At 70.7% G+C, this 13,003-nt stretch carries 11 protein-coding genes; 5 read left to right on the forward strand and 6 right to left on the reverse strand.

The genetic code is table 11. The annotated features are described in order from the left end of the window. Window positions 1–40: 40 nt before the first annotated feature. Genes G5C60_RS16100 through G5C60_RS16120 form a run of 5 tightly spaced genes read left to right on the forward strand, consistent with a single transcriptional unit; the run spans window position 41 to window position 4,513 of the window. On the forward strand, window positions 41–787 hold the full coding sequence (locus G5C60_RS16100; protein WP_165259682.1) for a FadR/GntR family transcriptional regulator: 747 nt from the start codon (window positions 41–43) through the stop codon (window positions 785–787). Next, entirely contained in the window at window positions 784–1,929 is a 1,146-nt protein-coding gene (gene dgoD / locus G5C60_RS16105) for a galactonate dehydratase (RefSeq protein WP_165259684.1), read from the forward strand. Before G5C60_RS16100 ends, dgoD begins: the two co-directional genes overlap by 4 nt. 60 nt (window positions 1,930–1,989) lie before the next feature. After that, a complete protein-coding gene (locus G5C60_RS16110; RefSeq protein WP_165259686.1) occupies window positions 1,990–2,610 on the forward strand; it encodes a bifunctional 4-hydroxy-2-oxoglutarate aldolase/2-dehydro-3-deoxy-phosphogluconate aldolase in 621 nt (206 codons plus the stop codon). Then, entirely contained in the window at window positions 2,610–3,608 is a 999-nt protein-coding gene (locus G5C60_RS16115) for a sugar kinase (RefSeq protein WP_165259710.1), read from the forward strand. The genes G5C60_RS16110 and G5C60_RS16115 overlap by 1 nt, the downstream gene beginning before the upstream one ends. A gap of 14 nt (window positions 3,609–3,622) precedes the next feature. Continuing rightward, on the forward strand, window positions 3,623–4,513 hold the full coding sequence (locus G5C60_RS16120; protein WP_165259688.1) for an SMP-30/gluconolactonase/LRE family protein: 891 nt from the start codon (window positions 3,623–3,625) through the stop codon (window positions 4,511–4,513). A gap of 44 nt (window positions 4,514–4,557) precedes the next feature. On the opposite strand, the gene G5C60_RS16125 is transcribed toward G5C60_RS16120, so the two are convergent. The 6 genes from G5C60_RS16125 to G5C60_RS16150 form a co-directional block, all read right to left on the reverse strand. Continuing rightward, the gene (locus tag G5C60_RS16125; protein ID WP_165259690.1) at window positions 4,558–5,694 is read right to left on the reverse strand and encodes an XdhC family protein; all 1,137 of its coding nucleotides are present in this window, start codon (window positions 5,692–5,694) and stop codon (window positions 4,558–4,560) included. An 88-nt stretch (window positions 5,695–5,782) separates the two neighbouring features. Then, complete coding sequence (locus tag G5C60_RS16130; RefSeq protein ID WP_165259692.1) at window positions 5,783–7,984, reverse strand: molybdopterin cofactor-binding domain-containing protein; 2,202 nt, start codon at window positions 7,982–7,984, stop codon at window positions 5,783–5,785. Continuing rightward, entirely contained in the window at window positions 7,981–8,961 is a 981-nt protein-coding gene (locus G5C60_RS16135) for an FAD binding domain-containing protein (RefSeq protein WP_165259694.1), read from the reverse strand. The genes G5C60_RS16130 and G5C60_RS16135 overlap by 4 nt, the downstream gene beginning before the upstream one ends. Before the next feature lie 12 nt (window positions 8,962–8,973). Further along, complete coding sequence (locus tag G5C60_RS16140; protein WP_165259696.1) at window positions 8,974–9,624, reverse strand: (2Fe-2S)-binding protein; 651 nt, start codon at window positions 9,622–9,624, stop codon at window positions 8,974–8,976. A 240-nt stretch (window positions 9,625–9,864) separates the two neighbouring features. Then, entirely contained in the window at window positions 9,865–11,367 is a 1,503-nt protein-coding gene (locus G5C60_RS16145) for a glycoside hydrolase family 43 protein (protein ID WP_206439585.1), read from the reverse strand. Window positions 11,368–11,538: 171 nt separating this feature from the next. Beyond that, window positions 11,539–12,615 (reverse strand): LacI family DNA-binding transcriptional regulator, encoded by a 1,077-nt coding sequence (locus G5C60_RS16150; RefSeq protein ID WP_165259698.1) that lies wholly within the window; start codon window positions 12,613–12,615, stop codon window positions 11,539–11,541. Window positions 12,616–13,003: the final 388 nt, after the last annotated feature.

The following is a 13,003-nucleotide window of genomic DNA, read 5'->3' on the forward strand; positions in this document are numbered from 1 at the left end:
TCCGAGGTGCGCGCACAGGACGTGAGGGGAAACGGAGTACATGGTGATCCAACCCGGCAGAGGACTGCACGGCCAGGCCCTGGAGGAGATAGGCCGGCGCATCGTCCGCGGTGACTACCCGCCGGGCTCCGTGCTCTACCCGGACCAGCTCGAAACCGACCTGGGCGTGAGCAAGACCGTGGTGCGCGAGGCGCTTCGGGTGCTGGCCTCCAAGGGCCTGATCGAGTCACGGCAGAAGCGCGGCACCATGATCCGGCCCCGTGCGCACTGGAACCTGCTCGACAGCGACCTGCTGCGCTGGCAGGGCAGCAGCTCCCCGACGGACAGCTTCCTGGAGGATCTCGCCGAGGTTCGCTCCATCGTGGAGCCCGCCGGTGCGCGCCTGGCCGCGGTCCGCCGCACCGAGTCGGACCTGGCCGCGATGCAGAAGGCTCTCGACGCGATGGCAGCGGCCGGGACGGACGCGGACGCGATGGTCGAGGCGGACCTCGCCTTCCACCGCGCCCTGCTGGACGCGGCACACAACGAACTGCTCAGCCGGATGGAGGTCGTCATCGAGGCCGGTCTCGGCATTCGGGACCGGATCGTCCACGGCGCCCAGCATTTCTCGGATTCCGTACCGGTGCACCGGGAACTGCTGCAGGCGATCGAGGCGGGCGCCCCCGACGCCGCCGCCGCTGCCGTCGAGTCCCTGCTCGCGCAGGCGTCCGAGGACCTGGTGGCCGTGAAGTCGCAAGACCTGGGCGGCGCCCCCACCACCGACGCCGCACCGGAGGAAACCCCTTGAAAATAACCGGACTTGAGACCTTCCTCGTGGCACCGCGCTGGCTCTTCCTGCGCATCGACACCGACGAGGGCATCACCGGCTGGGGAGAGCCGGTGATCGAGGGCCGCGCCGAGACCGTCCGCGCCGCGGTCCACGAACTGGAGGACTACCTCCTCGGCCAGGACCCCCTGCGCATCGAGGACCACTGGCAGGTGCTCACCAAGGGCGGCTTCTACCGCGGCGGTCCGATCCTCTCCAGCGCCGTCGCCGGCATCGACCAGGCACTCTGGGACATCGCCGGCAAGACCTACGGCGTACCGGTGCACCGGCTCCTCGGCGGGCCGGTGCGTGACAAGGTGCGGATGTACGCCTGGATCGGCGGAGACCGCCCGTCCGACGTGGCCCAGCTGGCCAGGCAGCAGACAGAGGCCGGCTTCACCGCCGTGAAGATGAACGGCTCGGCCGAGCTCGCCCCGATCGACACCCCCGCACGCACCAATGAGGTCGTCGACCGGGTCGCGGCCGTCCGAGAAGTCCTCGGCGACGAGCGGGATGTGGTCGTCGACTTCCACGGCCGGGTCTCGACCGCCATGTCCCGCCGCCTGCTCCCCCTGCTCGAACCACTCCATCCGCTGTTCGTCGAGGAGCCCGTTCTGCCGGAGCACTCGAGTCACCTGCGCAGCCTGGTGGAATCCACCAGTGTGCCGCTGGCCGTCGGTGAACGCCTCTACTCCCGCTGGGACTTCCGTGACGTACTGACCAGCGGGATCGCCGTCGCACAGCCCGACCTGTCGCACGCGGGCGGTATCTCCGAGGTCCGCCGAATCGCGGCCATGGCCGAGACGTACGACGTCGCCCTGGCCCCGCACTGCCCCCTCGGCCCGATCGCCCTGGCCGCAAGCCTGCAGATCGCCTTCGCGGTGCCGAACTTCCTCATCCAGGAACAGAGTCTGGGCATCCACTACAACCAGCAGAGCGACCTGCTGGACTACGTGATGGACCCGGAGCCCTTCCGCTTCGACGACGGCCACGCCGTCGCGAGCCCCCGGCCGGGTCTTGGCGTGGAGATCGACGAGAAGGCGGTACGCCGCGCCGCCGAGACCGGACACCGCTGGCGCAACCCCGTATGGCGGCGCTCCGACGGCTCGTTCACCGAGTGGTGACCTGCCCGCCGGCCAAGCCCTTCCGCACCCCGTAACCCCGCACCCAGGAGTACCCACCTCATGGATCTCGTGGCATCGCTGCGCGCCCATCGCCTGCTGGCGGTCGTGCGCGGCACCGACCCCGACGCAGCTCTGCGCACCGTACTCACCCTCGCCGAAGAGGGCATCGACCTCATCGAGGTCTCGCTGACCACCGACAACGCGACGAAGGTGATCGCACAGGCACGTGCCGAACTCGGCCCCGAAGCGCTGTTGGGCGCCGGAACCGTGCGTACGACCGCCGACGCCAGCCGCGCCGTGGACGCCGGAGCGTCGTTTCTCGTGACCCCCGCGCTCGTCGACGGCCTGCAGTCCGTCGCCGTACCGGTGCTGATGGGCGCACTGACACCCAGCGAGACCGAACTCGCCCTTGCCCGGGGCGCCGGCGCGGTCAAGCTGTTCCCGGCCTCCCTCGGCGGCCCCGGCTATCTGCGGGCATTGCGCGACCCGTTCCCCGACGTGCCCTTCGTGCCCGTCGGCGGAGTGGACGCGGCGGCCGCCCGCGCCTACCTCGACCAGGGCGCGATCGCCGTCGGCGTGGGCTCACCCCTCATCGGTGACGCGGCACATGGCGGCGATCTGGCCCAACTCCGCAGCCGCGCGGCAGCGTTCCGCGAAGCAGTCCCCCGCGGTACGCGATGATGGCGCCTCCAACCGACCCCTCCCTGCCCGGATCCCTGCCCGATTCCCTGCCCGAAGTCGTCACCTTCGGCGAGACGATGGCGGCGCTCCGAGCCGGAGGCGCGCTGCGGCTCGGCGGGAGTCTCGGGCTCTCCGTCGCGGGAGCCGAATCCAATGTCGCGATCGGCCTCGCCCGGCTCGGGCACCGGGTGCGCTGGGTCGGCCGGGTCGGCGCGGACGAGCTCGGCGCACTGGTGCTGCGCACACTCCGCGCCGAGAGCGTCGACATCGGCCACGCCGTCACCGACGACGCCGGCCGTCCCACGGGACTGCTGCTGACGGAGCCCCGCATGGGCACGCTGACCCGCGTCAGCTACTACCGCACCGGTTCGGCGGGTTCGGCCCTTGCCCCGGCTGACGTGCTGCCCGCTCTGAGTACCGGAACGCGCGTCCTGCATCTGACCGGTATCACACCCGCGCTCGGCCCCTCGGCGGCCGAGGCCGTACGGGCCGCCGTCATGGCAGCCCGCGAGGCCGGCATCACCGTATGCCTCGACGTCAACTACCGGTCGCGGCTGTGGAGTTCGGACCTTGCCCGTGCGACTCTGCGGCCCCTGCTGGCCTGCACCGACCTCCTCATCGCCTCCGAGGACGAACTGCCGATGGTGCTGAAGCGACCGGGCGCGGACGAACGCGAGAGCGTGGACAGTCTCCTGACCGAAGGTGTCAGCGAGGTGGTCGTCAAGCGCGGCGCTCGCGGAGCGACCTGCTTCACCTCCCGGGAAACGGTGGACCGCGCGGCACGGCGAGTCGAAGCGGTCGATCTGGTCGGCGCGGGCGACGCCTTCGTGGCCGGATACCTGTCCGGCTTCCTCCAGGGCGCCGACGTCCCGGCCCGACTGGACCGAGCCGTCACCACCGCGGCCTTCGCCGTCGCCACCCGGGGCGACTGGGAGGGCCTGCCGAGTCAGGACGAACTCGGCCTGCTGGACGAGGCCGACGGCACCACCATCCGCTGACCTGGGAGAACGACATGGCATCCGCCGCGCATCAGGAGACGGCCATCGCGGTCCACGGCGACTACGAACTCGCCGAAGGAGGCCGCTGGGTCGGTGACCGGTACGTATACGTGGACATCCTCAGCGGCCGGCTCTTCGAACTGCGGGACGGCACAACCGGGCACGCCCCGCGGCAACTGGCCCGGCTCGACGTGCCGCTCGGCGCCGTCGCGCCGGTCCACGGACGTCCAGGCACCTGGATCGCCGCGGCAGGCACCGGAATCGCCCTGCTCGGACCCGACGGCGACCTGGAGTGGCTGGACCGTCCGGAGGACCGCACCCCTGTCCCCACCCGCATGAACGACGGTGTCGCAGACCGGGCCGGCCGCTTCTGGGCCGGCAGCATGCCCTACGACGGCACACCGGGCGCGGGATCGCTGTACCGCACGGACACCGACGGCACGGTGGTCCGCGTGCTCGACGGCCTGACCGTCGTCAACGGGCCGGCGTTCACCGCCGACGGCACGACCATGTACCTGGCGGACAGCGCTGCCGGCACCGTCCTGCGCTGCCATGTCGATCCGGCCACGGGCGACCTCACCGGCCCCGAGACCTTTGTCCGCTTCCACGGTGGCGAAGGAAGCCCCGACGGCATGACCGTCGACGACGAGGGCTGCCTGTGGGTGGCGGTTTGGGGCGGCAGTTCGGTCCGCCGGTACCACCCGGACGGCCGCCTGCTCATGGCGCTGGCCCTGCCGGCCACGCAACCCACCTCGGTGTGTCTGCATCCCTCGGACTCACGCATCCTGATCACCACCGCCCGCTACGGGATGACGAACCCGACGGCGTCCGCGGGCGCGGTACTGACCGCCCCCGTACCCGCCCGCGCCCCGGCCGCGGCCGCCGCGGTGATCTCCACCGCGTAGACCGTCCGGCGGACGGCAGGTCCGCTTTCGCAGACCGGCCTGCCTCACTCACCGCCCGGGGCGGGCACCCGCTCGTCGATGTGGATCGGGCCGGAAAGGCCGGACAAGGGCAGGCCGGTTCCCTGGTGGTCGGCGGCGATGATCTCCGCGGTGATGGAGACAGCCGTCTCCTCGGGCGTACGGGCGCCGAGGTCGAGGCCGATCGGGGAGTGCAGCCGGGCGAGTTGTTCCTTGGTGACGCCCGCCTCGTGCAGGAGGCGCAGGCGTTCGTCGTGGGTGCGCCGGGAGCCCATCGCGCCGATGTAGCCGACGGGCAGGTCGAGGGCCAGGCGCAGCAGGGGGATGTCGAACTTGGCGTCGTGGGTGAGGACACAGACGGCGGTACGGGCGTCCACCGCCGTGCGCTCCAGGTAGCGGTGGGGCCAGTCGACCACGACCTCGTCCGCGTACGGAAAGCGGGCCGCGGTGGCGAAGACGGGGCGGGCGTCGCACACGGTGACCCGGTAGCCGAGGAAGGCCCCGGCCCGGCTGAGGGCGGCGGCGAAGTCGACGGCGCCGAAGACCAGCATGCGGGGGCGGGACGCGTGGACGTGGACGAGGGCGGTCAGCGGTTCGAGGCAGGTGTCCGCCTCACCGCCGACCGTGACGCGGGCGGTGCGGCCCGCCCGCAGCAGGGCCCGGGCTTCGTCCGCCACCAGCTGGCCCGCCGGCCCGCCGTCCAGGGTGCCGTAGGTCATGCTGCCGTCGCCGAGGACGCTCAGGGTCGAACCGAGGAGGTCGCGCGGACCGTCCACGATCTGGGCCACGGCAGCGGGCCGGCCCTCCGCGACGTCGGCGAGGGCTGCCGCGAGGTGCGGCTCGGCCACGGGATCGACACGCCGGACGAGGACGTCGAGTTCGCCGCCGCAGGTCAGCCCGGCAGCGAAGGCGTCGTCGTCGGAGTAGCCGAACCAGGCGCGCTGCGGAGCGCCCCGATCGTGAAGCACCTGTTGGCACAGCTCGTACACCGCGCCCTCCACGCAGCCGCCGGAGATGCTGCCGACCGCGTTGCCGACCGCGTCCACCGCGACCGAGGTCCCGGTCGGCAGGGGTGCGCTGCCGTGCACGTCGACGACGGTGGCCAGGGCGAAGGGACGTGCTTCGCGGCACCAGCGGTTCAATGTGTCCGCGATGTTCAGCATGAACAGGTCCTTCGTGCAAAGGGGTGGGGCGGGCCGCCGCCACGCCGCCGGAGATCGCTCTACGCGGCGGCGGCCCTGGAAGCGGGCGTCAGAGCAACGCCTCGGCCGTGATGGGCAGTTCGCGGACCCGGCGGCCGGTGGCGTTGAAGACCGCGTTGGCGATGGCGGGTGCCACACCGCAGATCACGAGCTCGGCAAGGCCCTTCACGCCGAGCGGGTCGGCGTCGTAGTCCTCCCCGTCGAGGTAGATCGCCCTGAGGTCGGGGATGTCGGCGTTGACCGGGATCAGGTAGTCGGCGAGGTTGGCGTTGACGATCCGGCCGTCGCGGTGATCGGTCACCGTGTGCTCGAGCAGAGCCGCCCCGATGCCGCCCACCATGCCGCCGATCGCCTGGCTGTCGGCCAGCTTGGGGCTGATGATGCGGCCCGCGTCGTACACGGAGAGCATCCGCCGCACCCGCACCAGACCCAGCGTCGCGTCCACCGCCACCTCGGTGAAGGTCGCGCTGTAGCCGCTGATGGAGAACCGCTCGCCCCCCGGCGGGGAAAAGGAGGCCTCCGCTTCGAGACGGGTGCGGTCGTTGCGGGTCAGCAGCCGCTGGTACGACTCGCCGCGCGCCGGATTCCCCCGCACGTGCAGCCGGCCGCCCTGGACCACGACGTCGTCGGCCGACACCCCGTGCAGCGGCGATTTCTCGTCCTCGACGGCCAGTCGGATCGCCTGCCGCCGGAGCTTGTTGCAGACGTCGAGGGTGGCGGAGCCGACGCTCGCCATCGTCTGGGAACCACCGTGCGGCGGGGTCCGCGGGTAGCGGGAGTCGCCGAGCCGGTAGTCGACCGCGCGCATGGCCAGCCCCAGCGCGTCAGCGGCCACCTGGGTCTGGGAGGTGTACGTGCCCGGGCCCATGTCGCTGGTGGCGGACTCGATCACCGCCGTGCCGTCGGCGTTCAGGCGGCCCCGGGAGTCGGCCGCGGCGACCGCCGTGTGGTACACGCCCGAGGCCATGCCCAGGCCGATCAGCCAGTCGCCGTCACGCGTCGAGCGCGGCTTCGGGTTGCGCCGGTCCCAGCCGAACTCGCGGGCGCCGACCGTATAGCACTCGCGCAGCCGGCGCGTGGAGAACGGCAGGTTGTTCGACGGGTCCTCGGCGGGCTCGTTGCGCCGGCGCAGCTCGACCGGGTCGATGCCGAGCTCGTGGGCGAGTTCGTCCATGGCCGACTCGACGGCGAAGACCCCCGTGGCGGCGCCGGGTCCGCGCATCCAGATCGGGCTGTTCACGTCCAGAGGCACCGTCCGATAGGCCTGGCGGACATTGGGCGTGCTGTAGAGCATCTGCCCCGGCGTCATGACGGCCTCGGTGAACGTCTCGTACGACGAGGTCTCCGAGTCGATCACTTGGTCCGTGGCGACCAGGCGGCCGCGCCGGTCGCTGCCGACACGCATCCGGTACTCGTAGGCGGGCCGGAAACCGGTGCCGAAGTACATCTGCTTGCGGGTCAGGACGAGCTTGACCGGACGGCCGGTCTCGCGGGCGGCCAGCGCGGCGACCACGGTGTGCGGCCAGCCGCGCAGCCCGCTGCCGAAGCCGCCCCCGACGAAGGGATTGATGATCCGCACGGAGTCCAGCGGCACACCGAACACCGTGGAGAGCTCGGTCTGCGTGCCCAGTACCCACTGCGTCTTGTCCCACAGGGTGAGCCGGTTGCCGTCCCAGCGGGCGATCGTGGCGTGCGGCTCCATCGGATTGTGGTGCTCGCGCGCCAGGCGATACGTCGCGTCCAGCCGTACGTCAGCGTCGCGCAGCCCGGCTGCCGCGTCACCGCGTGTGTAGGTGTCCGGCACACCCGGCTCGCCCTCGGCGAGGTCCGTGGTGGGCCGCTCGGCGTCGTATTCGACCTTCACCAGGCTCGCGCCGTGCTGCGCGGACTCCAGGGTGGTGGCCACCACGACGGCGACCGGCTGACCGTGGAAGAGCACCCGGTCGTCCTGGAAGACCCGCAACCTGCGGCCGGGGGGATTGTTCGACGTGGGCGACATAGGGTTGTCGCGGTACGGCAGCGTCGGCGCGTTGCCATGGTGGATCACCCGCAGTACGCCCGGGACGGCTTCGGCGTCGCCGGTGTCGACGGACGTGATACGGCCGCGGCCGACGCTCGCGTCGACGATGACGGCGTGCACCATCCCCTCGACGTCGAACTCGGCGGCGTACTGTGCCTCGCCCGTGACCTTCAGCCGCCCGTCCACCCGGGACAGCGGCGCACCCACGGCTGCCTGCGGCTGGGGACTCACTTCGTACCTCCTACGATGCGCAGCTGACGCTCGACGGTCCGCTTGAGCAGCTCGACCTTGAAGCGGTTGTTCTCCAGCGGGCGGGCCCCCTCCGCCGCCTTCTCCGCGGCGGCTGCCCACAGGTCCTCCGAGGGGCGTTCACCGATGAGATGTCGCTCGACCGCGGGCAGCTTCCACGGCACCGTGCCCACTCCCCCGGCGGCGACCCTGGCCTCGCGGATCACCCCGCCGCGCACGTGCAGCGCGACGGCCGCCGAGGTCAGCGCGAACTCGTACGACTGTCGGTCGCGCACCTTCAGATAGCCCGACTTCAGCGGACGCGGCAGGGCGGGGATCTCCACCGCCGTGATCAACTCGCCCCGCCGCAGGGCCTGTTCACGATCGGGGGTGTTGCCGGGCCGCAGCAGGAAGTCGGCGAAAGGCGCCCTGCGCTCCCCGTCCGGGCCCAGCAGGTGCACGGTCGCCTCCAGCGCCGCGAACGCCACCGCGACATCGGACGGGTGCGTGGCCACGCAGTCGTCGGAGGTGCCCAGGATGGCGTGGGAGCGGTTGAAGCCGTGCAGCGCGGCACAACCGGAGCCGGGGTCGCGCTTGTTGCAGTCGGCGGTGACATCACGGAAGTACGTGCACCGGGTGCGCTGCATGATGTTGCCGCCGATGGTCGCCATGTTCCGCAGCTGAGCCGAAGCGCTCAGCTCCAGCGCCTCGGAGATGACGGGGAACAGGGCGCGGACCTTGGGGTGGGCGGCGGTTTCGGCCATGCTCACCAGGGCGCCGATGCGCAGCCCGCCGCGCTCGGTGACGGTGACTTCATGCAGGGGCAGGTCGCTGATGTCGACCAGGGTTTCGGGGCGCTCGACGGTCTCCCGCATCAGGTCGACGAGGGTGGTGCCGCCTGCTATGTAACGACCGCCTCGGCGGCCCGCGTCGAGGGCCTCACGGGTGTTGGCGGCCTTGGTGAAGGAGAAGGGATGCATGTCGGCCGAACCTCACTTCCGGCCCGCGGTCTGCTCGACCGCGCGCACGATCTTCACGTAACAGCCGCAGCGGCAGATGTTGCCGCTCATCCACTCCCGGATCTCCTCCGGAGAACCGGTGTGACCTTCCTTGATGCAGCCGACGCCGGACACGATCTGCCCTGGTGTGCAGTAGCCGCACTGGAACGCGTCCTCGTCGATGAACGCCTGCTGGAGCGGGTGCAGTTCGTCGCCTTCGGCCAGGCCCTCGATCGTGGTGACCTCAGCCCCCTCCACACGGACGGCCAGCGTCAGGCAGGAGTTGACGCGACGCCCGTCGACCAGAACCGTGCACGCCCCGCAGGCACCCGCGTTGCACCCCTTCTTGGAACCGGTCAGTCCGAAGTGCTCACGGAGCAGGTCGAGGAGCGACGTCCGGTTGTCGACCGTCACCGTCCGCCGACGGCCGTTGACCGACAGGGAAACACGGCTGGAAGGCGCCGCCTCGGCGCCTTCCGCCTCCTCCTGGCCGCCGAGGTAGGTCCCTGTGATCACACCGCCCGCGACGACGACACCACCGACCGCGGTGCTGGTGGCGATGAAGGTGCGCCGCGTGGGCGCCGGGGGGGACTCGTCGGCTCCGGTGGGGGGTGGGACAGCGGACTCGGGGATTTCAGTGGGCATGCTTACGCCTTCGCTTCACGGTCGGAATCAGCCGCACACAGCGGTACGGCGAGAGGCGAGATCGTCATCGCCGCAGGACCTTGGCAACCGCGCGTCCTGACGGCCGCGTCCGGTCACACGAGAGCCTGCCACCACCGTCACGTCCGTAACAGGGAGGGTTTTCTCCCCCCATCGGACCCGCAGATCGCCTTCAACAGGACGATGCGGCGCCGGCTCGGAGCCGGCGCCGCATCAGCAAGTTCAGTGATCGAGCGGCTCGTAGTCGAACCAGTCGAAGTGAACCGAGCCGGCTGAGGCGAACATTCCGAGGACCCGGCCGGTGAAACCGCCGGCGACCTCCGTGGAGAGGTACCGGCCGTCGAGCGAGGTGAGCTCGGCGAATGTGCCGTCCGGTTCCTCGATGCCGATCGAGACGGTGTCGGGGCCGGTGCGTGCGTCGTTCACGGCCTCAATGGCGGCCACCTCGATACGGAGAACCACAGGTCCGGTCGGTACCGGCCGGGACGCCACGACTGTGCTCAACGGGCCGATACGGGCGCGCACTTGCACTACGCCGGATGCGGCATCGATGTCGTAGTGGTGCTGCTCGTCGAGGCGGACGGCCACGCCACCGCGCCCCTCCCCCACATCGACCAGGGCTCGCACGCGGCAGGACAGATGCTGCTGCCGCCGGCCGACGAACGTCACGTCGGTGTCGTCGAGCGATGCGCCGCGGGCGCGCAGGGTGAGCCAGCCGGGCCGATCCTTCGTGGTGCAGTCCTCCGCGGGACGATGACGCAGTGAGACCCAGTACGGGGCCAACTCGCTCAGGTCGAAGTCGTCCCGGACCGGTGTGACGGCGCCCGGCTGGAGCGGCCACGGGGGCGCGGGCGCCTCGAGGGACAGTTCGCCGACGACCGGCCAGCCGTCCACCCATTCGACCGGCACCAGGTACGTTTCCCGGCCGAGGACGTGCCAGCCGGGGGTGCCGCCGCCCGGCCGCACCCCGAGCAGCACCATCCACCATGATCCGTCGGGTGCCTGGACCAGGTCCGCGTGGCCGGTGTTCTGGATGGGGTGCTCGGTGCCGCGGTGGGTCAGGATCGGGTTGGCCGGGCATGGCTCGAACGGGCCGTCGGGCGTACGGCCGCGGGCGATGGAGACGCCGTGGCAGCGCTCGGTGCCGCCCTCGGCGATGAGCAGGTACCAGTAGTCGCCGATCCGGTACAGGTGCGGTGCTTCCGGGGCCTTGGCTCCGGGCGTCCCGGACCAGATCCTGCGATCGGGACCGAAGGTCTCCCCGGTGTGGGGATCGAGGCGGACCTGTCCCACTCCGGCGACGGTGCACCAGCAGTTGCCCTCGTCGTCCCAGGCGAGATCGGGGTCGATGCCGGGGACCCCGGGCAGCCGGACCGGTTCGGACCAGGGGCCGGCCGGGTCGGAGGCCGTGAACAGCAGGTTGCCGTCACTGCTGACATTCGTGACGATCAGCCAGAACCGGCCGTCATGGTGGCGCAGGGTGGGCGCGTAAATCCCTCCCGAGGAAGGCGAGTCCAGCGGCAGGCGCAGTTGGCTCGGCCGGTCCAGCGCGTTGCCGATCTGGGTCCAGTGCACCAGGTCCCGGCTGTGGAAGATGGGCACGCCGGGGAAGTACTCGAAGCTGGAACACGCGACGTAGTAATCCTCGCCCACCCGGCAGATGCTCGGGTCGGGGTAAAAACCGGGGATCACCGGGTTGTTGATGGTGGTGCCCGTCTCGGACATGCTCGACACCCTGATCGGGTCCTTTCACTGGTTCAAGTTGGCAAGCACCTGCTGAGTACGAAAGTTTCGCAGCAAATCTCTAGAGAGTTTCCAGGTCTGGAGGCTGGCGACGGCCATCCTTGTGGTCAATGGTCACGCGCACCTGGCGAGAGGCCGATACGCCCCGCGATGTCAGTCCTTCAACGGGGCTGTACTGCCCCGGACCGTAAGAGTGGTCGCGATCTCCAACCCGGCCTGGGGCGCCTCCTCGCCCCGACCGAGAGTGAGCGCCAGCTCCGTCGCCGCTACAGCCATCTCGGTCAGGGGCTGGTGAACGGTGGTGAGGGGCGGGTCCACCCAGGCCACGACCGGCAGGTCGTCGAAACCGACGACGCTGAGGTCGTCGGGGATGCGCAGGCCGGCCTCACGCGCGGCCTGGTAGACACCGAGTGCCTGCAGGTCGTTGGCAGTGAAGATAGCGGTCGGACGTTCGGACAGGGCCAGCAGGGAACTCGCCGCCTCGCAGCCGTCCTCACGGGTGAGTTCCGCATGCACCACGAGTTCCGGATCGACCGGCAGGCCGGCAGCCTGCATCGCGGAGCGGTATCCGTCCAGCCGGGCGACGCAGCACAGCACGTCCTGCGGTCCGCCGATCACGGCGATACGGCGATGCCCGAGCTCGGTGAGGTGGCGGGTCGCGGCCCGGCCGCCGGACCAGTTCGTGGCACCCACGAACGGGACGTCGTCAGGCAGCTCCGCGGTCGGGTCGAAGACGACGAACGGGATCCCCTTCGCCTTCAGCTGCTCCCGCTCGGCCTCGGAGAGCTGGGCCACGGACAGCACACAGTTCGGACGCCGCGAGACGGTGTCGTTCCAGGTCGGCGTGGTGTCATGCAGGCCGAACCGGGACACCATGAGACCGACGCCGTTCTCGCGGGCCACCCGCTCCACGCCCCGGATGATCTCCACCGCCCACATGTCCTTGAGCTCACGGAACACGAGCTCCACGACGTTGCTCCGGCCGGCTCCGGCTGGTTTGCGGTAGCCGTATCTGTTGACCAGCTCCTCGACCCGGGCGCGCGTGTCCGCGGAAACCCCCGACTTGCCATTGATCACCTTGGAGACGGTCGGGACCGACACCCCCGCCGACTCGGCGATGTACGCGATGGTGACCGGCCTGGACGACGTATCACCCTGCCCGCTTTCGTGATCCACCGGTCCGTCAGCTGCGTGGTCCGCCAAGTCCGCCAAGGTCGTCTTCCCGATCATCGAACCGCCCGCCCGCCGGCAGCGGGGGCGAAAGCTGGTTGAACAGCGTCGTGGGTGTGCCCGGCCATTCTCGCACCTCTTGCCGACGAACCTGTGGCCCCGGACACATCTTCATGTTAATTTCTCCGCCGCACAGAGAGAAAGTTTCCCTCGTTCTCTGGGTTCACGGTCGGCTTGAGACCGGCCCGCATGTCCAAGTCTCCGGCAGGGCCCCGCCGGGTCCGGGCCTCCACCAACCGGAAGGTGCACGTGATGACGAGGAGACCGGCAAGCTTCCTTCACCGACGACGCCGGTCGTCGCGGCGCTTACGGAGACTGGCGGCACTCCTCCTGGCGATCGCCCTGCTCCCGCTGGTGCCCGCCGCCGCACAGGCCGCCGACCCACCCC

Source organism: Streptomyces scabichelini, assembly GCF_011045015.1.
GTDB classification, from domain to species: Bacteria; Actinomycetota; Actinomycetes; order Streptomycetales; family Streptomycetaceae; genus Streptomyces; species Streptomyces scabichelini.

Bases quoted from the DNA above. Each gene is read 5' to 3' on its own strand.
- G5C60_RS16100 (WP_165259682.1), top strand. From the start codon at position 41: ATGGTGATCCAACCCGGCAGAGGACTGCACGGCCAGGCCCTGGAGGAG.
- G5C60_RS16110 (WP_165259686.1), top strand. From the start codon at position 1,990: ATGGATCTCGTGGCATCGCTGCGCGCCCATCGCCTGCTGGCGGTCGTG.
- G5C60_RS16115 (WP_165259710.1), top strand. From the start codon at position 2,610: ATGGCGCCTCCAACCGACCCCTCCCTGCCCGGATCCCTGCCCGATTCC.
- G5C60_RS16120 (WP_165259688.1), top strand. From the start codon at position 3,623: ATGGCATCCGCCGCGCATCAGGAGACGGCCATCGCGGTCCACGGCGAC.
- G5C60_RS16125 (WP_165259690.1), bottom strand. From the start codon at position 5,694: ATGCTGAACATCGCGGACACATTGAACCGCTGGTGCCGCGAAGCACGT.
- G5C60_RS16135 (WP_165259694.1), bottom strand. From the start codon at position 8,961: ATGCATCCCTTCTCCTTCACCAAGGCCGCCAACACCCGTGAGGCCCTC.
- G5C60_RS16140 (WP_165259696.1), bottom strand. From the start codon at position 9,624: ATGCCCACTGAAATCCCCGAGTCCGCTGTCCCACCCCCCACCGGAGCC.
- G5C60_RS16145 (WP_206439585.1), bottom strand. From the start codon at position 11,367: ATGTCCGAGACGGGCACCACCATCAACAACCCGGTGATCCCCGGTTTT.
- G5C60_RS16150 (WP_165259698.1), bottom strand. From the start codon at position 12,615: ATGATCGGGAAGACGACCTTGGCGGACTTGGCGGACCACGCAGCTGAC.